Here is a 22,846-nt window from a genome sequence, read left to right on the forward strand (position 1 = left end):
GGCTAGCTTACCGACTTCTGCCTGATTGGCGGATGACTCGACGCTCACATGACATCGCGCAGGGAGTCCAAGCCGGGTAGTCCCCGTCCGGCGTCGATCATCATGACGCGGCAGCCGGCGGCCGTGGCGGCGGCGATTCCGGTGGGGCTGTCTTCGATCGCGACGCAGCGACGAGGGTCCACGCCGAGCCGGTTCGCGGCCATCAGGTACGGATCCGGGTGCGGCTTGCCGCGGGCGGTGTCCTCGGCCGTCACGATCAGGTCGAAGTCGTGGTCCAGGAGGGGCAGCACCAGGTGGACGATGCTTCGCGGTGAGGCGCTGACCAGGGCGGTCGGGATGCCTTCGGTGTGGAGTTCGCCGAGGAGGTCAAGGGCGCCGGGGATCAGCGGCACGCCTCCGGGCTGCCTGGCGATGCGCGCGGCGAAGGCATCGATGAGCTGCCGGGCAATGTCGGGGTGTCGGCGGGCCCCGCTGGGAAAGCTGGGGTGAGGCTCGGCGGTGGCCAGCAGGTGGGCCGCCACGTCCTCGGCCGCGCGGCCGAGGACGTCCGGGGTGTCGGCGGGGCCCAGTTCGACGCCGAGCGTCCGGGCCACCGCGGCCGTGGCCTGCCACCAGAGGCCCTCGGTGTCCACCAGCGTGCCGTCCATGTCGAACAGGACGGCCTGCGGCGCCTCCGACGATGCCACTTCCGACAGTGCCACTCCCGATGACGGTGCCCCTGAAGACGGCGCCTCCGGTGACGGCGGCTCAGACGGCATCGGCCGGTTCCGAGGCGGGGGAGGGGACCGTGACCGTTCTCTCGGCCACCAGTACGGGACGCTCCACCAGGCGGACCGTCACCCGGGTGCCGGGTGCCAGGCTCAGCGCCTCGTGGCCCGGTACGTCGGCCAGCACCTCACCCCCCGACAGCGCCACCCGGAGCCGGACCGAGGCGCCGCGGAAGGAGGCGGCGAGCACCTCCGCCGTGCCCTCCGGAGCGGGGGTCACCCGTACGGCCTCGGGGCGGATCAGTACGTCCACCTCCAGGGTGCCGGGGGGCTCGCCGTCCACGGGCAGCAGTTGACCCAGCACCGTCACCTGGTCGCCCGAGACGTGCCCGGCCAGGTGGTTCATGGTGCCGACGAACTCGGCCACGAACGGGGTGGCCGGGCGGTCGTACACCTCGGCGGGCGGCCCGCACTGTTCCAGGCGGCCGTTGCGCAGAACCGCGACCCGGTCGGCGATCGACAGCGCCTCCTCCTGGTCGTGGGTGACGAAGATGGTGGTGATGCCGAGGTCGAGCTGGAGGCGGCGGATCTCCTCGCGCAGCGAGACCCGTACCTTGGCGTCGAGCGCCGACAGCGGCTCGTCGAGCAGCAGCACCCGCGGCTTCAGCGCCAGCGCGCGGGCCAGGGCGACGCGCTGCTGCTGGCCGCCGGAGAGCTGGTGCGGGAAGCGGTCGGCGTGGGAGGGGAGGCCGACGAGTTCGAGGAGTTCGACCGCCTTGGCGCGCCTGGTGGCCACGGGCACCTTGCGTACGCGCAGGCCGAAGGCGACGTTGTCGCGGGCGTTGAGGTTGGGGAAGAGGGAGTAGGACTGGAAGACCATGCCCGCGTCGCGCTTGTTGGCGGGCACGTCGGTGATGTCCGAGCCGTCGATGAGCACGGCGCCGGAGTCGGGCCGTTCGAACCCGGCCACGCACCGCAGCGCCGTCGTCTTGCCGCAGCCGGAGGGACCCAGCAGCGCGACGAACTCGCCCGGCGCGATCGTCAGGTCGAAGCCGTCCAGCGCCACCGTCTTGCCGAACACCCGCCGCAGCCCCCGGAACTCCACCTGAGCCGTCATTTCCGCTCCTTTCCCGAGAACGCGGTGGACACCGCGAGCAGCAGCAGCCAGATGAGCAGCAGGCTGAGGATGGACACCGCGACCGACACCTGGCCCTTGGACCCGGAGATCGTCACGATCCACACCGCGAACGGCTGGTAGCCCAGCAGCCTGGCCACGGTGAACTCGCCCAGCACCAGGGCGAGCGTCAGGAACGACGCGCTGGCCAGGGCCGAGCGCAGGTTCGGGATGATCACCCGGAACAGCACGTGCGGCCACGACGCGCCCAGGTTGCGGGCCGCCTCGACGAGCGTGCGCACGTCCATGGTGCGCAGCCCGGCGTCGAGCGAGCGGTAGACGAAGGGCAGCACGAGCACCACGTACGCGAGCACGAGCACGACGGGGAACGCCGGGTTCTGCACCGCGATCAGCGTGGCCCAGAACGGCGTCGGAGCGAGCACGTCCGTGCCGGTACGCAGCGACGTGCTGAGCCCCGCCACGAACGTGATCGGCGGCACCACCAGCGGCAGCGTGCAGAGCACCTCCATCACGGGACGCAGCCGCGGCGCGCTGAGCCGTACGGCCAGCATCGCCGGCAGGGTGAGCAGCAGGGCCAGCACGATCGTCGCGACGGCCAGCGACATGGACAGCAGCAGCGACGACCCGAAACCCTCGGCCGTCAGCAACTCCCCGTAAGCCGCGAACGACACCCCTGTCGTGGGCGTGTAGATCGTGTACCAGAGCGAGGCCCCGAGCGGAATCAGGAAGTACGCGCCGGCCAGCAGGAGCACCGCCCCGCGCCACAACCTGGGCCGGGACGGCGCGCGCGGCGGAGCGGTCACCGGCTCCAGCCCGGTCAGCGCAGCCATCGGGTGCTCCTCTTCTGCAGCGGCAGGTAGATCGCCATGACCAGCCCGGCCACCACGATCATGTCGAGGCTGAGCGCGAGCGCGATGTTCTCGTAGCCGATCAGCACGTCACCCGTGAGCGCGCTGGCGATCTTCAGTGTCACCAGCGGCACCACGGTCCCGACCATGGCGTTGGCCGTCGCGAAGGCCGCGAACGCGCTGCCGAACAGCAGCACCACCCCGCCGAGCATCGCCGGCGTGAGCACCGGCAGCCCGACGAAGCGCCAGAACTGCCAGGCCGTCGCGCCGTTGTTGGCCGCCGCCTCGCGCCACTGCGGCCGCAGCCCGTCCAGCGCGGGCGCCATGACCAGCACCATCAGCGGGATCGCGAAGTACAGGTAGACGATCACCAGCCCCCAGAAGGTGTACAGCGCGCCGGACGGCAGCCCGAGCAGCCCGCTGATCACGCCGGAGTTGCCGAGGGTGGCGATCCAGAAGAAGGCCAGCGGCACGCCGCCGAAGTTGGCCAGCACGCCGGAGGCCGTCAGCACCGCCTCGCGCAGCAGGGCGAACCGGGAGGTCACCACGGCCTGGGCGAGGAACGTGCCGAGCACGGCCCCGGCCAGCCCCACCACGGCCGAGAGCTGGACACTGCCGGCCATCGCGGTGAGGTAGCCGCCCTGGAGGCTCTGGCCGATGTTGGCCAGGCTCGGCTGGCCGTTCGCGGTGAACGCCCCCGCCACCAGCGCGATGGCGGGGATGCCGAAGACCAGCGCGAAGAAGACCAGCAGGGGCAGCGCGCCGAGCCACCCCTTGGCGCGGGTCATCCCGAGACAGCGGCGTCCCAGCCGCTGGCCAGCTTGGCCTTGGCCGCGTCCACCTGCTCGGGGGTGGGGAACGTGGGCGTGCCCTCGACCTTGGGCAGCGCCTCGGCGGCGGCCTTGTCGACCGAGCCGTCGGTGGTCATGGACGGCAGGAGCACCGGCCTGGCGAAGCCCTTGAGATAGAGGTTCTGGCCCTCGGCGCTGTAGAGGTATTCCTGCCAGAGGCGGGCGGCGGCCGGGTGGGGCGCGTCCTTGTTGACGGCCTGGGCGTACATCTGGAAGTACTTGCCGTCCGAGGGGACGTTCACCTTCCAGTCGAGGCCCTTGGCGGACATCTCGGGCGCGTAGGCGGCGTTGTTGTAGTCCCAGTCGATGCTGATCTGGGTCTCGCCCTTCTCGATCGTCGCCGGGGTGGTCTCGACCGGATTGTAGTTGCCGGCCGCCTTCAGCTTCTTGAAGAACTCCAGGCCAGGCTGGATGTCGTCGAACGAGCCGCCGTTGGCGATCGACGCGGCGTAGACGCCGGCGAAGGCCGAGCCGGACTTGGTCGGGTTGCCGTTCATCGCGACCTTGCCCTTGTACTCGGGCTTGAGCAGGTCGGCGAAGCTCGTCGGGCAGGCGCTGATCTTCTTGGCGTCGCAGCCGATCGACACGTAGCCGCCGTAGTCGTTGGTCCAGAGCCCGGTCGGCTCCTTCTGCCCCTCGGGGATCTTGTCGAACGCCTGCACCTTGTAGGGCGCGAACAGGCCCTCCTTGGCGCCGCTGATCGCGAACGACTGGCCGAGGTCGAGCACGTCGGGCGCGCGGTCCTGGCCCTTGCGGGTCTTCACCGCGGTGATCTCGTCGGCGCTGGCCGCGTCGGGGTCCTCGCTCTCGATCTTGATCCCGTACTTGGCGGTGAACCCCTTGATGATCTCGCCGTAGTTGGCCCAGTCGGGCGGCAGCGCGATGACGTGGAGGTTGCCCTCCTTCTTCGCCGCCTCGACGAGTTTGTCCAAGCCGCCGAAATCTGCGGCGGAGGTGGCGGTCTTCGCGTTCACCCCGCCCTCTGACGCCTTGGTCTCCTGTGTGCCAGGGGCGGCGCCACACGCCGCCGTGGCTACGGTAAGGGCTGCGATGACGCCTGCCGCGCGAGTACGAGGTGTGAACACGTTGGCTCCACTCTCCGGGGGGTGTGGAAAGAAGTTAGAGGAACTTGTACAAACAAGCCAGCACAAGTAAGTCCCATGAAGATTGCTCTTTCATGAATGCGAAAGGTCGCGGATGGTTGCGCGTTATGAACGGATCGCCGGTGAGCTGCGGGACGACATACTCACCGGCGTACATCCGATCGGCTCGCAACTGCCCACGGAGGCGGAGCTGGCCGCGCGCTACCGCGCCGCCCGCGGCACCGTACGCCAGGCGGTCGCGGTGCTGGTCGCCGAGGGGATCGTCGGCTCCCGGCAGGGGGCCAGGCGCATCGTGCTGGGCAAGGTACGCAGCCAGAGCTTCGCCGAGCTGCACAGCTTCGCGCAGTGGGCGCGCGCCAACGGCTACCGCTACGGCGGCCAGGTGATCGCCCAGAAGCGCAGGGCGGCCGGCCCCGCCGAGGCCGCCAGGCTCGGCACCGAAGAGGTGCTCGACGTGCTCCGGCTGCGCACACTGGAGGGCGAGCCCGTCCTGGTCGAGCGCACGGTGTACGCGGGATGGGTGGCCGCCGCCGTAGAAGGGCTCGCGCCCGGCTGCGAGTCGGTCACCGAGGCGCTGTACGACTCGATCGGGCTGGTCTTCGCCTACGGCGAGCACCTCATCGACGCCGTCTCCGCGGGCGTCCAGGACGCCGGTCTGCTGGGCGTACGGCGCGGCAGCCCGCTGCTTCGCCAGCGCCGCATCACCACCACGCACGAGGGCAGGCCGGTGGAGTGGTCGGACGACCGCTACCGGGCGGGCAGCGTGGTCTTCAGCATCCGCAACTCGATCGACGCCAATCCTCTGGTGCGGCAGGCAGGCGACTTGCGTTTCGGGGCGTAAGAACATATGTTCGAGACATAAGCGCCCGCCTTCCCCCGGGTGGCTCAGCATAGGCACCAGAGCCGCGGGGAGAAGCGTCTTGAGCAGACTCTATGGCGATCCGATAGAGGTGTGGACCCGGGACGGGCAGCCGACCCAGTTCGTCTGGCGCGATCGCCTCTATCTCGTCCGCCGTGTCCTCGACCAGTGGGTGGTGGCCCGCGAGTGGTGGAAGATCGACGAGAACGATCCCGGTGAGCGGCAGTTCTGGCGGGTGGAGGCCAGCCCGGGACGCGAGCTCGGGTCCTACGAGTTGCGGTTCGACACCGCCAGTGGCGGGTGGCTGCTCCTGCGGGCGTGGGACTGATGGCGCCGCCGTTCCCTCACCTGAACGTGAGCTCCGCCTACTCGATGCGCTATGGCACCGCCTTTCCGCAGGCACTGGTGCGGCGGGCGGCCGAGGACGGGATGGACATCCTCGCGCTGACCGACCGCGACGGTCTCTATGGCGCGATCAAGCACGCCCAGGCGTGCGCGGAGGCCCGGATCGCCTCGGTTTTCGGGGTCAACTTCGCGCTGGCGGGTTCCGCGGCCCGCCCAAGCCCGAGGAGCGGGCCGGGAAGCTGGGAGCGGACCGGCACCGGACCGGTCGGCCGGGGGCGGGTCAGGACCGGGCCGGGGGCTCAGGACCGGGTCACGGTGCTGGCCAGGGCGGGCGGCTGGTCCTCGTTGGTGCGCCTGGTCACGGCCGCCCACTACGCGGGCGAGCGCGGCGCGCCCGAGGTGACGCGCGACCTGATCGCCTCCGTGGCCGGGGGCGGGCTGACGGTGCTGCTCGGGCCGCGTTCCGACGTGGGCCGCGCCGTGGCCGAGCGGCGTGACGAGCACGCCAGGGCGCTGCTCGACCTGTGGCTGGCCACCGTGCCGGGCGTGGTGATCGAGCTGGTCGACCAGTACGGCTTCCGCGACGCCACCACCGCCGTCCGGATGCTCGCCCTGGCCGAGTCCCGGGGCGTGCCGGCCGTGCTCACCAACGCCGTCAGATACCTGGACCCCGCCGACCACCAGGTGGGCGACGTGCTCGACGCGGCGCGGCAGCTCGTACCGCTGCACCCGCGCCACCTGGAGCGCACCACCTCGCACGCCTACCTCAAGGGCACCAAGGAGATGTGGCAGGTGGCGGCCAAGATCTGCGGGGCCGACCCCGACCGGATCGGCCGCCTCCTGCACGCTACCCGCACGCTGGCCGAGGCGTGCGCGATCAACCCGGTGGACCTGCTCGCGCTGAAGCACGACCCGCCGAACCTGCACCTTCCCGAGGTCGGCCGCGATCCGGTGCCGCTGCTGCGGCACCGCGTCGAGGACGGGCTGAGCTCGCGCGGGCTGGATCGCTCCGGCGACGCCAGGGACCGCCTGCGGGCCGAGATGGATGTCATCGAGCGGAAACGTCTGTCCGGATATTTCATAGCCGTGGCTGGCATCACCGACATGATCCGTGGCATGGGCATCCGCTGCGCGATTCGCGGCTCGGGAGCGGGCAGCCTGGTCAACTACCTCATCGGCATCGGCGAGGTGAACCCGCTCGAACACGGCCTGCTCATGGAACGCTTCCTGTCCGACGGCCGCATCGGGCTGCCCGACATCGACGTGGACGTGGAGTCCGCGCGCCGGCTCGACTGCTACAAGGCCATCTTCGACAGGTACGGCGAGTCGCGGGTGGCCTGCGTCTCGATGATGGAGACCTACCGGGCGCGCAGCGCGATCCGGGACGTGGCGGGGGCCATGGGGCTGCCGCCGTACGAGATCGACGCGATCGCCAAGGCGTTCCCGCACATCAGGGCCAAGCAGATCACCGCGTCGCTGAACGACCTGCCCGAGCTGCGCGACAGCCGGCTCGGCGAGGCCGGGCTGGAGCGGGTGTTCCGGCTGGCGGAGCGGCTCGACGGGCTGCCCAGGCACATCGCGCTGCACCCGTGCGGGGTGCTCATCGGCAACGCGGGGCTGCGTGACAGGACGCCGGTGGAGCGGAGCCTGCTGGAGTTCCCGATGTCGCAGTTCGACAAGGACGACGTGGAGGAGGCCGGGCTGCTCAAGCTCGACGTGCTCGGCGTACGGATGCAGTCGGCGATGGCCTACACGCTGAGCGAGATCCAGCGGGTGGACGACGTCGTGGTCGAGCTCGACACGCAGCACGGCTCGGAGCCCGGCGTCGAGTACGTACCCCACGACGACCAGGCCACCTACGACATGATCTGCGCCAGCCGTACGCTCGGCTGCTTCCAGATCGAGTCGCCCGGCCAGCGCGAGCTGGTCGCCAAGCTGGAGCCGCGCAAGATGCACGACCTGATCGTGGACATCTCGCTGTTCCGGCCGGGGCCGGTGAACTCCGACATGGTCACGCCCTACCTGGAGGCCAGACATGGGTGGCGCAAGCCGCACTATCCGCATGAGCGGCTGCGCGGCGCGCTGAAGGAGACGCACGGCGTCGTGGTCTTCCACGAGCAGGTACTCAAGATCATCGAGGTGATGACGGGCCGCGACCTGTCCTTCGCCGAGTCGCTGCGGCGCACGCTGGCCTCGCCGGAGGGGCGCGAGCGGGTGCGCAAGCACTTCGTGCCGCTGGCCAAGTCCAACGGGTTCGGCGACGCGGCCGTGGACAAGGCGTGGAAGGTGCTCGACGCGTTCGGGGCGTTCGGGTTCTGCAAGGCGCACGCGGCGGCGTTCGCGCTGCCCACCTACCAGTCGGCCTGGCTCAAGCGGCACCACGCGGCCGCGTTCTTCGCCGGGGTGCTCACACATGAGCCCGGCATGTACCCGCAACGCGTGATCATCGACGAGGCGCGGCAGTGCGGGGTCGAGATCCTGCCGCTCGACGTGAACAGGTCCGGCAGGGACTGGCGCGTGGAGCGGCTCGGCCCACGGGTGCGGCTCAGGATCGAGCCGGGCGACTTCCGGGTCGGGGAGATCGGGAAGGGCTACGCGCTGCGCGTGCCGTTCTCCGCGATCAAGGGAGTGAGCGAGGCGGAGGTGGGGCGCATGGTGGCCGGCCAGCCGTACACGTCGATCGCCGACTTCTGGGACCGCGCCCGCCCGTCGCGGCCGGTCATCGAGCGGATCGTCCAGGTGGGCGGCCTCGACGACCTGCACGACCTGCATCCGGGCGGGGCGCGCTGGCGGCCGGGGCGGCTGACCCGCCGCGACCTGATCGCCCAGGTCGGCGTCCTCGAACGGGCCTCCACGTCGGGCGTCAAGCCGTCCGCCGCGAAGTCCAAGCGCTACACCCCGCCCGCCGCTCGTCCTGTTGTCCGGGCTGAGGAAGCGGCGGTGCAGCTCCCGCTGGGCTTCGCCGAGCACATCGCGCCCGGCGAACTGCCCGAGATGACCGAGAGCGAGATGGTGGAGGCCGAGCTGGAGATCCTGGGCATCGACATCAGCCGCCACGTCATCAGCTTCCACGACGAACTGCTCGACGCGATCGGGGTGGTGCGCTCCAAGGACCTGCTGACCCAGCGCAACGGGGCCGAGGTGCTGGTCGCCGGGGTCAAGGTGGCCACCCAGACGCCCGCCGTACGCTCGGGGCAGCGCGTCATCTTCACCACGCTGGACGACTCGACGGGGCCGATCGACCTGACGTTCTTCGAGTCGGTGCAGGGGCGGTGCGCGGCGACGGTGTTCGGGTCGTGGCTGATGGTGGCGCGGGGCGTGGTCCGGCGTACGGGGACGCGGGCGATCTCGATGCGCGCGGTGGACTGCTGGAACCTGGTCGACCTTGACGCCTTGTGGCGATCGAGCGGGATCGAGGCGGTCAGAGCGCTGCTCGACCAGGCTCCCGAGGATGCGGGCGGGGTCGGCGGGCGCCGCATCGAGTACGCCAACGGCTTCCGCCTGTCTCCGTACGCGGACCTGGGGCCGGTGGTCGCGCCGCCCACCCGCCGCCTCTGGCACGCCAGCCAGGGGAGTTCGGGGCCTAGTGCGGCGTGATTCCGGCCTCAGCCAGGGAAGTTCGGGTCTTGACGCGGCGTGATTCCGGCCTGGTCAGGGGAGCTCGGGTCTTGACGCGGCGTGATTCCGGCCTGGTCAGGGGAGCTCGGGTCCTGGCGCGGTGTGATCCTTCCACCATTTTTCTTTTACGGCACAGCCGCCCCCACCGCCACCCGCCGACCGTGGCCAGGGGCCTCCAGGAAGACGCCCGCTGACCGGCACGTGGCCGGCCGCCGTTACGGCGTCTTCTCAGCCGTCTCCGGGGGCATGGCTTGGCATGAGGTTTCGGCTCTCAACCTGTCTGTTCGAGCGGGGTGGGCTCCGTGGGTGGTGTGGGGAGCTGGGTCACCGTGCCCGCGGTGCGGAGGCGGGCCCGGCCCCGGCTGTGGGCGCGGGAAGTGGAGCACTGGATGCGGGTGATGTCGCGGACCGTGGCCGCGCACAGCAGGGCGGACACCGTCGCGCAGGCCAGCTCCGGGAGGCCGATGCCCGTCAGGTCGCCCGACGAGGAGCCGAGCGGGAGGCGGACGGTCACCAGGGCGAGCATGGCGAGCCAGGTCAGCCACCAGGCGGCCAGCAGGGCGAGCCAGCGGGGCCGCCGGTCGTTGGGCGGGCGGGCGCCGCGCCACACCTGGTCCAGCAGGAGCGGCGGCGCGATCAGGTTGACGCCGGGGATCAGCCAGGCGGTGGCCACCGGACCCGTGGGGGCCGAGCGGTCGTTGGCCTGCCGGGCCCGGATGAGCCAGGTGACGTAGGCCGCCGCGGCGGCGATCGCCGTGCCCGCGACCAGCATCATCAGCACGGCGAACACCGTCACGGCCCCGACCACCGCCTGGGCGTCGGCGCCGTGCGGGCGGCCGCCGAACGCGGCGAGCTGGGTGGCGAGGCGACGGCCGCGGGCCTGTTCGAAGATCACGAGAGCGCCCAGGGAGAGGACCTGTGCGGCAAGGGTCACGTAGACGACAGAAGCGGCCCTAGTGGGCGGTGCCTGGGCGTAGCGCACGTTGTTCTCCCCCCGGGCCATGCGCTGAGGTTCTGCTTCACTTCTATCCCGCCAGGCTCCGTGTTAATCAGCTGACGACATTTATCATCCGACGACACCGGATTCCCACGCCCAAGCTGCGATTCCCACCCGATTACGGACACGGAGCTTCCGTTGAATACTCCCAAGATGGGTCTTAACCGTCGAAAGTGAGACAAACAGCTCGCCAGCCACTTCCTGGTTCGTCCGGCCCCGCGCCACCAGGCGTACGACGTCCAGTTCGCGGTCGGTCAGCGGGTCGTTCAGCGGGACGGGGACGCGGACCTTGGGCTGGGCCAGGTGCTGCAGCAGCCGTACCGTCACCGAAGGCGACACCAGCGAGTCACCGCTCGCCGCCGCCTTGACCGCCTCGATCAGCAGGGTGGGCCCGCTGTCCTTGAGCAGGAACCCGAGGGCTCCCGCCCGCAGCGCGCCGTAGACGTACTCGTCCAGATCGAAGGTGGTGACGATGACGACCCGCATGGGGTTCTCGACACCGGGACCGGCCAGGGCACGGGTCACCTCGATGCCGTCCAGCTTGGGCATCCGGATGTCGAGCAGGCAGACGTCCGGCCTGAGCCGCCGGGCCTCGGACACCGCCTCCGCGCCGTCGGCGACCGCCGCCACGACCTCCATGTCCGGTTGCGCATCCAAAATCATCTGAAATCCGGTACGTACAAGCTGTTGATCGTCGGCGATGAGCACGCGAATAGTCACGCCCACAACTCTAGGATCAGCCGACGCCGCCAACTCTGGGATCAGCCCGCGCTCGCAACTCTGGGATCAGCCCACGCTGCCAACCCTGGGGCCGGCCCGCGTCGGCAACTCCAGGATCAGCCGTTCGGCCGATGGGGAACCGGACGTCCGGCTGATCCGCCGGGCCCCTCCCCGGCGGGAGGCTCGACACCATGAACGACGTGCTTGTTGGACGAGCCCTGGCCAAGCGGTTCGGGCAGACGGTGGCCCTGGGCGGAGTGGACCTCGCGGTCCGGGCCGGAGAGGCCGTGGCGATCATGGGCCCCAGCGGCTCCGGCAAATCAACCCTGCTGCACTGCCTGGCCGGCATCATGAAGCCCGACTCCGGCGAGGTGCACCTGCTCGGCCAGCGCATCGACAACATGCGCGAGCGCGGCCGCAGCGCGCTGCGCCGCACCCGCTTCGGCTTCGTCTTCCAGTTCGGCCAGCTCCTGCCCGAGCTGCCCGCCGAGGAGAACGTGGCCTTGCCGCTGATGCTCGGCGACGTACCGAGGGCGCAGGCCGTACGGCAGGCCCGTGACTGGTTCGGGCCACTCGGCCTGCACGGCATGGAGACCCGGCGGCCCGGCGAGCTGTCGGGCGGCCAGGCGCAGCGCGTCGCCATCGCCAGGGCGCTGGTCACCAAGCCCGCGGTGGTCTTCGCCGACGAGCCGACCGGCGCGCTCGACCAGACGACCGGCCAGGAGACGATGCGGCTGCTGGTCGAGGCGACCAAGCACAACGGCGCCTGCCTGATCGTGGTGACCCACGACCCCAACGTGGCCGGCTGGTGCGACCGCACGGTCGAGGTCCGCGACGGCCACCTGCTCGCGGGCGGGGTACGCGCGTGAACCTGGACCTGACCTGGCGGCTGCTCAAGGGCGGCGGGCGCAAGGGCCTGCTGGGCACCTGGCTGACCCTGGGGGCCGTCGCCGTCTCCATGGCGCTGCTGCTGTTCGCGGTGGCCGCCAACTACGCCTTCGAGGCCAGGGCCGACCGGAGCGCCTGGCGCAACCCGGTGGCGGCCACGGGGAAAGCGGTGGCGATCGAGGCGTCTCGTCATGACTTCGTCCGCGACAAGGACATCACCGTCGTCGACCTGGGGGCGCTCGGGGCGGAGGCGCCCGCGCCGCCGCCCGGCCTGGCCCGCTTCCCCGCGCCCGGCGAGGTCTGGCTCTCCCCGGCACTGAAAGAGCTGGCCGAGCAGCTGCCCGCCGACCAGCTCGCCGCCCGCTTCCCGGGCACCAAGGGCGTACTCGGCGAGGAGGCGCTGCTCTACCCGGGCGAGCTGGTCGCGGTCGTCGGTCACAAGCCGGACGCGCCCGAGCTGACCGCGCAGCGGAGCGACGACTGGATCATCGCCAAACCCCCGGTGAAGGTGGCGAGCCTGGCGGGGGAGCCGACGGAGGACGCCGAGGCCTACCAGGTGCTGGCGCTCATCGCCGGGGTGCTCATGGTCGTGCCGCTGCTGGTGTTCGGGGGCGCGGCGGCCCGGCTCACCGTGGCCAGGAGGGACCAGCGTCTGGCCACACTCAGGCTGGTCGGCGCCACGCCCGGCCAGGTGGTCGGGATGACCGTGGCCGAGGCGATGATCGTGGCCTTCGCGGGGGCGGTCACGGGCACGCTCGCCTACGCCCTGGCGGCGCCGCTGCTGGCCGGGATCCAGATCGGCGGCGGGCCGTGGTTCGTCTCCGACCTGTGGCCGAGCCCGCTGGTCCTGGGCGGGCTGCTGGTCGCGGTCCCGCTGCTGGTGGGGCTCTCGGCCGTGGTGGGGCTGCGGCGGGTCGTGGTCAGCCCGCTCGGGGTGGCCAAGCGGGAGACGCCTCCCGCCATGCGCTTCGTCAGGGTCGTCGCCCTGCTCGTGGTGCTCGCCGCCGTTCCGCTGCTGAGCCGGGGCAACGCCGTGGGCCCCATCGCGGTGGTGATCGGCCTGGCCTTTCTCTGCGTCAATCTGGTCGGCCCGTGGGTGGTCGGGATCATCGGCCGCGTCACGGCCAGGCGGGCGAACCGGCCCGCCCGGCTGCTGGCGGGCCGGCGGCTGGTGGACGATCCGCGCTCCGCGTGGCGCACGGTGAGCGGGGTGGCCATGACCGGCTTCGTCGCCGGGTTCCTCTGCCTGCTCAGTCCGGGCGTCTTCAACAGCAGCGGGGTTGCGGGGCAGCTCCAGGTAGCCGTCCCGGCGAATCAAGCGGCCGCCGTGGCCGAGCAGGCGCGTACCCGGCTGAAGGAGGCGGGGATCACGGCCACGGTCAAGCCGGTGAAGAAGGTCGTCGCCGTCGCTCTCGGCACCTCGGCCGACGCCGCGGCCATCGACCGGGCCCGTACGGCGCTGGCCGGGCTGGTTCCCGGGCACACGCCCACCACGGACGCCGACGACGGGCACTTCGGCGTCCAGATCCTGGCCGACATCCGCGCGGGCACGGTGGTCGTGCTGTCGGTGTCGTTCCTGGTCGCCATCGCCAGCGCCGGGATCACGGCCGCGTCGTCGATCCTCGACCGCCGCCAGACGTACGGGCTGCTGCGCCTGGCGGGCACGCCGCTGGAGGTGCTCGACAAGGCGCGCAGGGCCGAGACGCTCATCCCGCTCACGGTGATGGGCGGCGGCGCGATCCTGGTCGGCGCGTTCTGCGCGACGCCCTTCATGATCGGCGCGGTGAACTCGACCGGGGTGATCACACTGCTGGTCTGCGTCGGACTCGGCTTCGCCGGCGTGATCGGGGCAGGGGCACTGAGCAGACCCCTGCTCAACTCGGTCACCACCGACCCAGCTCCCCGCCCCGACTAGCACGGCGTTCACCGTCCTTTCGCTCCCCCGGAGGGGGCCACCCTCCAGGGGACCTTTGCCACGACAGACCTCCGGAGGGTCCCCAGCCGCCACGGACCGGTTTCTTCCGCTCCCCCGGAGGGGGTATCCCACCAAGGGGCCTCAGCCGCCACAGACCGTTACAGGGACCGAGACGGTCAATGGTCGCCAGCCGTCAGTTCAGAACCAAGTCGCGGATGATCGTCAGTGACCGCTCGTCCCGCGGCCCCATCACCAGCAGGCTGGTGACCGGGCTCTGGCGCCAGAGTTCGAGGCGTTCCTTGATCCGCCCCGGCGGCCCGACGAGCGAGATGCCGTCGGCCAGCTCGTCCGGGATCGCCTGGAACGCCTCATCCTTCTTCCCAGCCAGGTACAGCGCCTGGATGCGCTCTGCGGCCTCGGCGAACCCCATCCGGCCGATGATGTCGGCGTGGAAGTTGCGGTGCTTGGCGCCCATTCCGCCGATGTACAGCGTGAGCATCATCTTCACACCGTCGAGCGCGGCCCGTACGTCGTCGGAGATCACCACCATGACCATGGCCGCGACGTCGAAGCCCGGCGCGGCGCCCGACAGCGCCTCGCCGTACATCTCCTCGATCTTGGACGGGAAGGCGAACAGCGGGAGCCAGCCCTGGCCGAGCTCGGCGGCCAGGGCCACGTTCTTGGGTCCTTCCGCCCCCAGATAGAGGGGGATGTCGGGCCGCAGCGGGTGGGTGATGAGCTTGAGCGGTTTGCCCAGCCCGTCCGCCAGGGGGAGCGGGTAGTGCGGTCCGTCGCTGGTCACCGGCTCCTCGCGGCGCCAGACCTGGCGCATGATGTCGACGTACTCGCGGGTCCTGGTCAGCGGCTTGGCGAACGGCTGGCCGTACCAGCCCTCGACCACCTGGGGGCCCGATGCGCCGATGCCGAGCAGCAGCCGCCCGCCCGTGAGATGGTCGAGCGTCATCGCGGTCATCGCCGTGGTGACGGGCGGCCGGGCCGACATCTGGGCGATCGACGTGCCGAGCTTGATGCGCGAGGTCCGCGCGCCGTACCAGGCCAGCGGGGTGAAGACATCGCTGCCGTACGCCTCGGCGGTCCATATCGAGTCATAGCCGAGCCGCTCGGCCGTCAGGACGGTTTCGGTCGCGTCGTCCGCGTTGCGCTGCCAGTAGCCAAGCTGCAAGCCGAGCTTCATGTGACACCTCCGGAATTTAGTTCTATTACGGCCGCGGTGGAGCCGGGTGTCAATGCATGATCTTCCGGGGAAATCCTCCTCGTGGTTAACGTTCTGTGTCGACTCGCTTGCGCGCTGCTGTTTCTTTCGGCAGGGGTGCTGCCCGTGATTCGTCCGGCGGTGGCCTCCGGGGCAAGCCGGCCGAACATCGTCATGGTGATGGCGGACGACCTGGAGTACGGGGCGCTCTCCTACTTTCCCGCGATTGACCAGCAGCTGGTGCAGCAGGGCGCCTCGTTCGAGCGGTTCTTCGTGTCCAACTCCTGGTGCTGCCCATCGCGCACGACGATCCTGCGCTCCCAGTACGTCCACAGTCATGGCGTGCTGACCAACACCGCGCCGGAAGGCGGCTTCGACCGCTTCCACACCCTGGGTCTGGAACAGTCCACGATCGGTACCTGGATGCAGCAGGTCGGCTACCGCACGGCGCTGATGGGCAAGTTCCTCAACCACTATCCGGGCGGCACCGCCACGCAGACGTACGTGCCGCCCGGCTGGCATGAGTGGGACGTGCCCGTGCGCAACCTCTATCAGGAGTACGGCTACCGCCTCAACGAGAACGGCAACCTGGTCGACTACGGCTGGGGCGAACAGGATTACCTGTCCGACGTGCTGGCGGGCAAGGCCAGAGACTTCATCAACGCCGGCTCGGAGCCGTTCTTCCTCTATCTCGCCCCCATCGCGCCGCACAACCCGGCCAATCCCGCCGTCCGCAACATGGACGCGTTCCCCTGGTCGCAGGCGCCGCGCACGCCGTCGTTCAACCAGGCGGACGTGTCGGAGGAGCCGGAGTGGCTGCGATCGAGGCCGCTGATCTCGCCGGAGGGCATCGACGAGGTCGACGAGCGCTACCGCAGGAGGCTGCGGGCCATGCTCGGTGTCGACGACCTTGTCAACTCAGTGATCACCACCCTCCGCGACTCCGGCAAGCTCGACAACACCTACATCTTCTTCACCTCCGACAACGGCTTCCATCTGGGGACGCATCGCCTCCCTCAAGGCAAGACCACCCCGTTCGAGGAGGCCATCCATGTCCCGCTGGTGGTGCGCGGGCCGGGCATCGAGCCGGGCTCGAAGATCAACGAGATGACGGCGACGGTGGATCTGGCGCCCACGTTCGCCGCGCTCGGCGGGGCGGCGGTGCCGCCGTTCGCCGAAGGACGGTCGCTGGTGCCGCTGTTGGAGGGGAAGCACCCGTCGCCGTGGCGGCGGAACGTGCTGGTCGAGTTCAGCCGACCGGCCAACCGGTCGTCGGCCGCGCAGACGCCGGTGCCCTCCTATGAGGCATTGCGTACGGAGACGCACACCTACGTGAGGTACGTCACCGGCGAGATACAGCTGTACGACCTCACCCGAGATCCCTACGAGCTGCACAACCTCGCCCGGTTCGCGGACCCGGGACTGGTGCTGCAGCTCCAGGAGCGGCTGTCGAGGATGCACTCCTGCTCGGGCGCCGAATGCCTGGAAGCCGACTCAGCCGGCTGAGCAGGCGGCGGGGACCGGCAGGCGGCCCGCCCGGTAGGCGCTCGGGGGCACGCCCATCACCGCACGGAACTCCGCCGTCATGTGCGACTGGTCGTAGTAGCCCGCGTCGGCGGCCAGTGAGGCGCCCTCTTCGCGACACACCCTGGCCAGCACGCCACGGACCCGGCTGATCCGGGCGAACCGCTTGGGCGGGACACCGACGCCGCCCGTGAACAGGTTGCGCAGGTGCCGCTCACTCACCCCCAGCTCCCTGGCAACCGCGACCACCGGAGGCGCCGCCGCGACACCCACCAGGTCGCCACGATCCAGCGCTGCCACGCCCACCAGGTCGCCGCGGTCGAGCGCCGCCTCGGACGAGAGCAGCGCCGCCGCCGCGCCCACCAGGCCGGCGCGGTCCAGGTCGGCGGGCGACTGCGCGGCCAGCCGGTCAAGGAACGCCGCCTCCAGGCGCGCCATCACCCGCTCCGACCAGTCACTTCCCGTCACCATGCCCGTCAGCTCTTCGGCCAGCCGGTCCGCCCGTACCCCCCAAAGGTCCCGAAGCGGGACGACCTGGTCCACGAGCTCGCTCAGCGGCACCCCGAGCAGCGGCCGGGCGGTCCCCGGGCGCAGCCGTACCGTGACGCAGTGCGGCACGTCCTTGGGCACCAGGTACGACGCCCGCGTACGCGGCCCCAGCACGTACAGGCGCCCAGCTCCGTCCACCGTGCGGAAGGCCACCGTCGGCGTGGTGTCGGGCTCCCGGACGTGAATCCGCCGGGTTCCCAGGAGTGCTCCATCCATAGTGCCGATTCTTCCTATAACCGACGCCAGGTGCGCTGTCAGCCTGGCTGACATGATTCTGATCACCGGTGCCACGGGCACCATAGGCAGCCAGACCGCCCGCCTGCTCATCGAGCGCGGTGAGGCCGTACGGTCGATGACCCGGGACCTGTCCCGCTCGCCCGGCGGCGAAGCCGTCCAGGCCGACTTCGAAGACCCGCGATCGCTGCGGCGGGCGTTCGAGGGCGTGTCGGCCGCCCTCCTGCTGACCGGATTCGGCGGGCGGCTGAAGGAGCACGACCAGGCCATGATCGAGGCGGCCGTGGCGGCGGGCGTCAAGAAGGTGGTGAAGCTCTCGGCCATCGGCACGGGCGGCACCGACGACCCCGACGATGTCAGGTCGTGGCACGTGCCGGGCGAGGAGGCCATCAAGGCGAGCGGCATGTCGTGGACCATGCTGCGCCCGGCCGGCTTCGCCTCCAACTCGCTGGGCTGGGCGGAAGCCGTCAGGTCGGGCGGCCCGATCCCCAACTTCACCGGCGACGGCGTGCAGCCGATCATCGACCCGCGTGACATCGCGGCCGTGGCGGTGGCCGCTCTCACCACGAGCGCGCACGACTCGCGCACCTACGACCTCACGGGCCCGGACCTGCTCAGCGTCCCCGCCCAGGTGGCGATCCTGGCCAAGGTGCTCGCCCGCCCGCTGGAGACCGTCGAGATCCCCATCGAGGCGGCCAAGGAGCAGATGCTCGCCTCGGGCGCCGATCCGAGCCTGGTCACGGTCGCGGCGACGGGCTGGACCATGCTCAAGGAGGTGGGCTGGCCGCAGCTCTCGGACGACGTCCAGTCGGTGCTGGGCCGCCCGGCCACCTCCTACGAGTCCTGGGTCCAGGACCACCGGGCCGCCTTCAGCTAAAACCCTGGAGCGAGGGGTAGGCGTGGGCGAGGTGCTCGGCGACCGCGTTCGCGGCCTCGTCGGGATCGCCCGCCCGTACGGCCGTGAGGATGCGTTCGTGGTCGGCGCGCAGCACGGACGTGTCGCCGAGCCGCGTCACCGCCTCCACCGCGTAGCGTCTCATCGAGTCGCGCAGGGACCGCATGATGGCCGCGATCAGCCGGTTCCCCGACGCGTCGGCCAGCGCGCAGTGGAAGGCGGTGTCGTGCTCGACGAACTCCTCGGCCGACGTCGCCGCGTCCATGCCCGCCAGGGCCGTGGCGAGGCCGGAGGTGTCGGATCCGGCCGAGGCGGCGCGGGCCGCCGCCCAGCGTTCGATCATCAGCCGGGTGTCGATCACCTCGCGCAGCTCCAGGCTGGCCAGTCCCAGATGCAGCCTGAGCAGATCGGTGAGCGCCGTGTCGGGGCGGGAGGTCAGCACCGCCCCGGCGTCCGGCCCCCGCCCCACCTGCGACGACACCACGCCGAGCGTCTCCAGCACGCGCATGGCCTCCCGTACCGACGAGCGGCTGACCCCCAGCTGCTCGGCGAGGCTGCGCTCGGCGGGCAGCCGGTCGCCCGCTTTGAGACCGTCTTCGGCGATGCGCCGTTCGATCTGTGCGATGACGTCCTCGAACGTACGGGTCCGCCGGACGGGCTGCCAGTCGGCCACCGTTGTCCCCCTCGTGCGGCTTCGATATGGTCTGACCATACTGTGGTCAGACCATACATCGGAAGGAGAGCCGTGCGAGTCGCCCTGTTCATCACGTGCGTGAACGACACGCTCTTCCCCGGCACCGGCAAGGCCGTCGTGTCGCTCCTGCGCAGGCTCGGCTGCGAGGTGGACTTTCCCACCGCCCAGACGTGCTGCGGCCAGATGCACGTCAACACCGGCTACCGCGAGGAGGGCGTACGGCTGGCGCGCCGCTTCACCGAGGTGTTCGCCGGATACGACGCGGTCGTCGCGCCGTCCGGATCGTGCGCCGCCATGGTGCGCGAGCAGTATCCCAAGCTGGTACGGCAGGGGAGCAGGGGAGCGGCGGCGATCGCCGAGGTCGCGCCCAAGGTCTACGAGCTGTCCGAGTTTCTGCTCGACGTCCTCAAAGTCGACGACGTAGGCGCATATTTCCCGCACCGGGTGACGTATCACCCGACGTGTCACTCGCTGCGCGGGCTCCACCTCGGCGACCGTCCGACCAGGCTCCTCCAGAACGTCCGGGGCCTGGAGCTGGTCCCGCTCCCGGCGGCCGAGGAGTGCTGCGGCTTCGGCGGCACGTTCTCGGTCAAGAACCCGGCCGTCTCCGCCGCCATGGGCGCCGACAAGGCGCGCAGCGTGCTCGATACGGGCGCGGAGGTGCTGTGCGCGGCCGACAACTCGTGCCTGATGCACATCGGCGGCACGCTCAGCCGCCAGCGGACCGGTGTCCGGGTCATGCATCTCGCCGAGATCCTCGCCTCCACCGAAGAGGGCGGTGCCCAATGAGCGCGACATTCCTCGGCATGCCAGGAAATTTCCCGAAAAATGCGGCGGAGGCCGTACAGAACTCCCAGCTCCGCTACAACCTCCGCAAGGCCACGCACACCATCCGCGGCAAGCGCGCGAACGTCGTCAGCGAGCTCCCCGACTGGCAGGAGCTCCGCGCGGCCGGCAAGGCGATCAAGGACGACACCCTCCGCCACCTCGACCGCTACCTCATCCAGCTGGAGGAGGCCGTGACCAGGGCGGGCGGCCACGTCCACTGGGCCCGCGACGCCGACGAGGCCAACCGCATCGTCACCCGGCTGATCCAGGCCACGGGCGAGAGCGAGGTGGTCAAGGTCAAGTCGATGGCAACCCAGGAGATCGGCCTCAACGAGGCGCTGGCCGCGCAGGGCATCACCGCCTACGAGACCGACCTGGCCGAGCTGATCGTGCAGCTTGGCGACGACTTCCCGAGCCACATCCTGGTGCCCGCGATCCACCGCAACCGGGCCGAGATCCGCGAGATCTTCCTCGACAAGATGCGCCCGGTCCCGGCGGACCTCACCGACGAGCCGCGCGCGCTGGCCGAGGCCGCCCGGCTGCACCTGCGCGAACGCTTCCTCAAGAGCAAGGTCGCCGTCTCCGGCGCCAACTTCATGATCGCCGAGACCGGCACGCTGGTGGTGCTGGAGTCCGAGGGCAACGGCCGGATGTGCCTCACGCTGCCGGAGACCCTGATCAGCGTGGTCGGCATCGAGAAGCTGCTGCCCTCCTGGCGCGACCTCGAGGTCTTCCTGCAGCTGCTGCCGCGCAGCTCCACCGGCGAGCGCATGAACCCCTACACCAGCATGTGGACCGGCTCGGCCGAGGGCCAGGACTTCCACCTGGTGCTCCTCGACAACGGCCGCACGAACGTGCTCGCCGACGAGGTGGGCCGCCAGGCGCTGCGCTGCATCCGCTGCTCGGCCTGCCTGAACGTCTGCCCGGTCTACGAACGCGCGGGCGGCCACGCCTACGGCTCGGTCTACCCGGGCCCGATCGGCGCCATCCTCACCCCGCAGCTCAGGGGGATGTCGTCGGAGCTGGACGCCTCGCTGCCGTACGCCTCCAGCCTCTGCGGCGCCTGCTACGAGGTGTGCCCGGTCGCGATCGACATCCCCGAGGTGCTCGTGGACCTGCGCGCCAAGGTCCGCCACGCGCCGGCCGAGCGGGCGGGCATGCGGGTCGCGGGCTGGATACTCAACGACGAGGTACGGCTGGCGAAGGCGCAACGCCTGGCCACCCGCTTCCGCAAGGTGGTGCCGAAACGCCTGCCGGGCCCCCTGTCGGCCTGGACCGACACCCGGGACCTGCCGGAGATCCCGGAAGAATCATTCAGAGACTGGTGGGAGCGGAATGAGCGCGCGTGACGAGATCCTGGCCAGGGTCCGCCGAGCCGTGGCAGGCGCCCCCGAGGTGACGATCCCGCGCGGTTACCGTACGGCCGCGCAGGTAGATGACCTCGTGGGGCTGTTCGCCGAGCGGGTGGACGACTACCGTGCCGTCGTGCACGTGCTGCCCGCGGCCGAGGTGCCCGGCAAGGTGGCCGAGCTGGTGGCCGGCCGCCGGATGGTCGTGCCCGACGGGCTGCCGGCCGAGTGGCAGGTGCCCGGTGCCGTCGCGGGCGGCTCCGTGGCCGAGCTGGACGCCGCCGACGGGGTGATCACCGGCTGCGCGGTGGCCATCGCCGAGACCGGCACGATCGTCCTCGACTCGGGCCCCGGCCAGGGCCGCAGGGCGCAGACCCTGGTGCCCGACTACCACCTGTGCGTGGTCCGCGCGGACCAGATCGTGGCCGGCGTGCCCGAGGCGGTCGCCCGGCTCGACCCGGTCCGCCCGCTGACCTGGATCAGCGGCCCGTCGGCCACCAGCGACATCGAGCTCAACCGGGTCGAGGGCGTACACGGGCCGCGGACGCTGGAAGTGATCATAAGTACCTGATGACCGCCGCCGCGTCCGAGATCTCCGGGCTGAACCACAGCTCGGCGTCCGTCATGGTCGCGGCTCTGGTCAGCGCGGAGTCCGCGCGCTCCGGCACCGGATCCTCCACCCCCCAGCCGCGCAGCTCCTCGGGGGCGGTGGCCAGCTGTGTGCCGCCTCCGCCGCCGATCCACATGGGCTTGGTCACCTCGCCCGGCATCAACACCGCGTGCACCCTGCCCTCCCGCAGGGCGTGCGCGACCTCGGCCAGCCCGGTGGGCCCGCCGGTCTCCCGGTAGCGGTCGAGCAACTCCGCCCGTCGCCGGCCGAGGTAGGAGTCGAGCGCGGTCTCGACGTCTCGTTCGAACTGCTCGTGGTCGGCGCGGCTGCCGTGTTCGACCATCATCACGCGGTCCACGGACTTCGTACCGAGATGATCGCAGACCAGCGAACGCGACTTCGGGTCGCCGGCCACCACGACGAGTTCGAGGCCGAGCCGCCGGACCTGTTCGTCGATCTCGTGCGCGACGACCTTCGCGCTCTCCTCCCACGCCTCCTCCATGTCGCGCTCGAACCGCTTCCGCGACCAGCCACCCCAGCTGGTCCTGTGCAGCGGCCACGGGGTGGGCTCCACGGTGGGCCGGCGGGGCGAGCCGCTGCCGAAGACGGCCAGCTCGGTGCCCGCGTGGTCCACGATGGCCCGCAGGTGCGGCACGTTCTCTCCGCGCAGCATCAGCATGGGCGTGACCAGCGGCAGCGGGCTGTACGCGGCCAGCTCCGGCGCCTCGGCGAGCGTCTCCGCCAGCACCACGTCGCCATGGGTGGCGAACATCACCCGTGCGGCCACCGACCCCGCCGCCTCCGACTCCAAAGCGTCGAGCGTGTCCGGGTCCACCTCGCCGCGCAGCTGGGCGCGCAGGTCACGCCAGTGCCTCTCGCGGTCGCGCCCGGCGAGGGTGCTCAGATAGACCGAGGCGTACGGCCCGCGGCGTTCATAGAGCGGCCGGATGAAGTCGAGCCGCAC

21 protein-coding genes are annotated in these 22,846 nt (G+C 70.9%); 10 read left to right on the forward strand and 11 right to left on the reverse strand.

The genetic code is table 11. The annotated features are described in order from the left end of the window. Positions 1-44: 44 nt before the first annotated feature. Genes AB0L53_RS32415 through AB0L53_RS32435 form a run of 5 tightly spaced genes read right to left on the reverse strand, consistent with a single transcriptional unit; the run spans position 45 to position 4,515 of the window. Positions 45-701 carry an HAD family phosphatase gene (locus tag AB0L53_RS32415; RefSeq protein WP_364001963.1) on the reverse strand — a complete coding sequence of 219 codons (657 nt, stop codon included), beginning with the start codon at positions 699-701 and terminating at the stop codon, positions 45-47. A gap of 46 nt (positions 702-747) precedes the next feature. Continuing rightward, complete coding sequence (locus tag AB0L53_RS32420; protein ID WP_364001966.1) at positions 748-1,824, reverse strand: ABC transporter ATP-binding protein; 1,077 nt, start codon at positions 1,822-1,824, stop codon at positions 748-750. Further along, entirely contained in the window at positions 1,821-2,672 is an 852-nt protein-coding gene (locus AB0L53_RS32425; protein WP_364001969.1) for an ABC transporter permease subunit, read from the reverse strand. Before AB0L53_RS32425 ends, AB0L53_RS32420 begins: the two co-directional genes overlap by 4 nt. Beyond that, positions 2,660-3,478: an ABC transporter permease gene (locus AB0L53_RS32430; protein WP_364001972.1), complete on the reverse strand. Its 819-nt coding sequence runs from the start codon at positions 3,476-3,478 to the stop codon at positions 2,660-2,662. The genes AB0L53_RS32425 and AB0L53_RS32430 overlap by 13 nt, the downstream gene beginning before the upstream one ends. After that, positions 3,475-4,515, reverse strand: coding sequence for an ABC transporter substrate-binding protein (locus AB0L53_RS32435; protein WP_364001975.1), 1,041 nt, complete (start codon positions 4,513-4,515; stop codon positions 3,475-3,477). Before AB0L53_RS32435 ends, AB0L53_RS32430 begins: the two co-directional genes overlap by 4 nt. A gap of 223 nt (positions 4,516-4,738) precedes the next feature. On the opposite strand from AB0L53_RS32435, the gene AB0L53_RS32440 reads away from it, so the two are divergent. The 3 genes from AB0L53_RS32440 to dnaE all read left to right on the forward strand — a co-directional run bounded on the left by AB0L53_RS32440 (position 4,739) and on the right by dnaE (position 9,445). Further along, positions 4,739-5,485 carry a GntR family transcriptional regulator gene (locus tag AB0L53_RS32440; protein ID WP_364001978.1) on the forward strand — a complete coding sequence of 249 codons (747 nt, stop codon included), beginning with the start codon at positions 4,739-4,741 and terminating at the stop codon, positions 5,483-5,485. Between the two features lie 79 nt (positions 5,486-5,564). Beyond that, entirely contained in the window at positions 5,565-5,831 is a 267-nt protein-coding gene (locus tag AB0L53_RS32445; protein WP_357953631.1) for a DUF6504 family protein, read from the forward strand. Next, positions 5,831-9,445 (forward strand): DNA polymerase III subunit alpha, encoded by a 3,615-nt coding sequence (gene dnaE / locus AB0L53_RS32450; RefSeq protein WP_364002242.1) that lies wholly within the window; start codon positions 5,831-5,833, stop codon positions 9,443-9,445. Before AB0L53_RS32445 ends, dnaE begins: the two co-directional genes overlap by 1 nt. A gap of 292 nt (positions 9,446-9,737) precedes the next feature. On the opposite strand, the gene AB0L53_RS32455 is transcribed toward dnaE, so the two are convergent. Together AB0L53_RS32455 and AB0L53_RS32460 are read right to left on the reverse strand one after the other, a co-directional pair. Continuing rightward, entirely contained in the window at positions 9,738-10,469 is a 732-nt protein-coding gene (locus tag AB0L53_RS32455) for a DUF4328 domain-containing protein (RefSeq protein ID WP_364001982.1), read from the reverse strand. 63 nt (positions 10,470-10,532) lie between these two features. Continuing rightward, positions 10,533-11,183 (reverse strand): response regulator transcription factor, encoded by a 651-nt coding sequence (locus AB0L53_RS32460; protein ID WP_358183259.1) that lies wholly within the window; start codon positions 11,181-11,183, stop codon positions 10,533-10,535. 191 nt (positions 11,184-11,374) lie between these two features. On the opposite strand from AB0L53_RS32460, the gene AB0L53_RS32465 reads away from it, so the two are divergent. Together AB0L53_RS32465 and AB0L53_RS32470 are read left to right on the forward strand one after the other, a co-directional pair. Next, on the forward strand, positions 11,375-12,052 hold the full coding sequence (locus AB0L53_RS32465; RefSeq protein WP_357953625.1) for an ABC transporter ATP-binding protein: 678 nt from the start codon (positions 11,375-11,377) through the stop codon (positions 12,050-12,052). Further along, complete coding sequence (locus tag AB0L53_RS32470; protein ID WP_364001986.1) at positions 12,049-13,986, forward strand: FtsX-like permease family protein; 1,938 nt, start codon at positions 12,049-12,051, stop codon at positions 13,984-13,986. The genes AB0L53_RS32465 and AB0L53_RS32470 overlap by 4 nt, the downstream gene beginning before the upstream one ends. A gap of 193 nt (positions 13,987-14,179) precedes the next feature. Here the strand turns inward: AB0L53_RS32470 and AB0L53_RS32475 are convergent, their stop codons facing one another. Next, the gene (locus AB0L53_RS32475) at positions 14,180-15,181 is read right to left on the reverse strand and encodes an LLM class F420-dependent oxidoreductase (protein ID WP_357644555.1); all 1,002 of its coding nucleotides are present in this window, start codon (positions 15,179-15,181) and stop codon (positions 14,180-14,182) included. A gap of 144 nt (positions 15,182-15,325) precedes the next feature. On the opposite strand from AB0L53_RS32475, the gene AB0L53_RS32480 reads away from it, so the two are divergent. After that, on the forward strand, positions 15,326-16,705 hold the full coding sequence (locus tag AB0L53_RS32480; RefSeq protein ID WP_364001990.1) for a sulfatase: 1,380 nt from the start codon (positions 15,326-15,328) through the stop codon (positions 16,703-16,705). Here the strand turns inward: AB0L53_RS32480 and AB0L53_RS32485 are convergent. After that, entirely contained in the window at positions 16,694-17,488 is a 795-nt protein-coding gene (locus AB0L53_RS32485; RefSeq protein ID WP_364001993.1) for a helix-turn-helix domain-containing protein, read from the reverse strand. The two genes, AB0L53_RS32480 and AB0L53_RS32485, sit on opposite strands and share 12 nt — an antisense overlap. Positions 17,489-17,540: 52 nt before the next feature. Between AB0L53_RS32485 and AB0L53_RS32490 the strand changes: the two genes are divergently transcribed. After that, positions 17,541-18,383 (forward strand): NAD(P)H-binding protein, encoded by an 843-nt coding sequence (locus tag AB0L53_RS32490; RefSeq protein WP_364001996.1) that lies wholly within the window; start codon positions 17,541-17,543, stop codon positions 18,381-18,383. On the opposite strand, the gene AB0L53_RS32495 is transcribed toward AB0L53_RS32490, so the two are convergent. Further along, a complete protein-coding gene (locus tag AB0L53_RS32495; RefSeq protein WP_364001999.1) occupies positions 18,376-19,074 on the reverse strand; it encodes a FadR/GntR family transcriptional regulator in 699 nt (232 codons plus the stop codon). The genes AB0L53_RS32490 and AB0L53_RS32495 overlap by 8 nt on opposite strands. Before the next feature lie 72 nt (positions 19,075-19,146). On the opposite strand from AB0L53_RS32495, the gene AB0L53_RS32500 reads away from it, so the two are divergent. Genes AB0L53_RS32500 through AB0L53_RS32510 form a run of 3 tightly spaced genes read left to right on the forward strand, consistent with a single transcriptional unit; the run spans position 19,147 to position 21,843 of the window. Then, the gene (locus tag AB0L53_RS32500) at positions 19,147-19,884 is read left to right on the forward strand and encodes a (Fe-S)-binding protein (protein ID WP_364002002.1); all 738 of its coding nucleotides are present in this window, start codon (positions 19,147-19,149) and stop codon (positions 19,882-19,884) included. Next, the gene (locus tag AB0L53_RS32505; RefSeq protein ID WP_358544798.1) at positions 19,881-21,272 is read left to right on the forward strand and encodes a lactate utilization protein B; all 1,392 of its coding nucleotides are present in this window, start codon (positions 19,881-19,883) and stop codon (positions 21,270-21,272) included. The genes AB0L53_RS32500 and AB0L53_RS32505 overlap by 4 nt, the downstream gene beginning before the upstream one ends. Continuing rightward, entirely contained in the window at positions 21,259-21,843 is a 585-nt protein-coding gene (locus AB0L53_RS32510; RefSeq protein ID WP_364002005.1) for a lactate utilization protein C, read from the forward strand. Before AB0L53_RS32505 ends, AB0L53_RS32510 begins: the two co-directional genes overlap by 14 nt. Here the strand turns inward: AB0L53_RS32510 and AB0L53_RS32515 are convergent. After that, positions 21,830-22,846 carry a Vms1/Ankzf1 family peptidyl-tRNA hydrolase gene (locus AB0L53_RS32515; RefSeq protein ID WP_364002008.1) on the reverse strand — a complete coding sequence of 339 codons (1,017 nt, stop codon included), beginning with the start codon at positions 22,844-22,846 and terminating at the stop codon, positions 21,830-21,832. The two genes, AB0L53_RS32510 and AB0L53_RS32515, sit on opposite strands and share 14 nt — an antisense overlap.

Source organism: Nonomuraea sp. NPDC052129 (assembly GCF_040680095.1).
Classification (GTDB): Bacteria; Actinomycetota; Actinomycetes; order Streptosporangiales; family Streptosporangiaceae; genus Nonomuraea.

Bases quoted from the DNA above. Each gene is read 5' to 3' on its own strand.
- AB0L53_RS32420 (WP_364001966.1), bottom strand. From the start codon at position 1,824: ATGACGGCTCAGGTGGAGTTCCGGGGGCTGCGGCGGGTGTTCGGCAAG.
- AB0L53_RS32425 (WP_364001969.1), bottom strand. From the start codon at position 2,672: ATGGCTGCGCTGACCGGGCTGGAGCCGGTGACCGCTCCGCCGCGCGCG.
- AB0L53_RS32430 (WP_364001972.1), bottom strand. From the start codon at position 3,478: ATGACCCGCGCCAAGGGGTGGCTCGGCGCGCTGCCCCTGCTGGTCTTC.
- AB0L53_RS32440 (WP_364001978.1), top strand. From the start codon at position 4,739: ATGGTTGCGCGTTATGAACGGATCGCCGGTGAGCTGCGGGACGACATA.
- dnaE (WP_364002242.1), top strand. From the start codon at position 5,831: ATGGCGCCGCCGTTCCCTCACCTGAACGTGAGCTCCGCCTACTCGATG.
- AB0L53_RS32455 (WP_364001982.1), bottom strand. From the start codon at position 10,469: ATGGCCCGGGGGGAGAACAACGTGCGCTACGCCCAGGCACCGCCCACT.
- AB0L53_RS32465 (WP_357953625.1), top strand. From the start codon at position 11,375: ATGAACGACGTGCTTGTTGGACGAGCCCTGGCCAAGCGGTTCGGGCAG.
- AB0L53_RS32475 (WP_357644555.1), bottom strand. From the start codon at position 15,181: ATGAAGCTCGGCTTGCAGCTTGGCTACTGGCAGCGCAACGCGGACGAC.
- AB0L53_RS32485 (WP_364001993.1), bottom strand. From the start codon at position 17,488: ATGGATGGAGCACTCCTGGGAACCCGGCGGATTCACGTCCGGGAGCCC.
- AB0L53_RS32490 (WP_364001996.1), top strand. From the start codon at position 17,541: ATGATTCTGATCACCGGTGCCACGGGCACCATAGGCAGCCAGACCGCC.
- AB0L53_RS32505 (WP_358544798.1), top strand. From the start codon at position 19,881: ATGAGCGCGACATTCCTCGGCATGCCAGGAAATTTCCCGAAAAATGCG.
- AB0L53_RS32510 (WP_364002005.1), top strand. From the start codon at position 21,259: ATGAGCGCGCGTGACGAGATCCTGGCCAGGGTCCGCCGAGCCGTGGCA.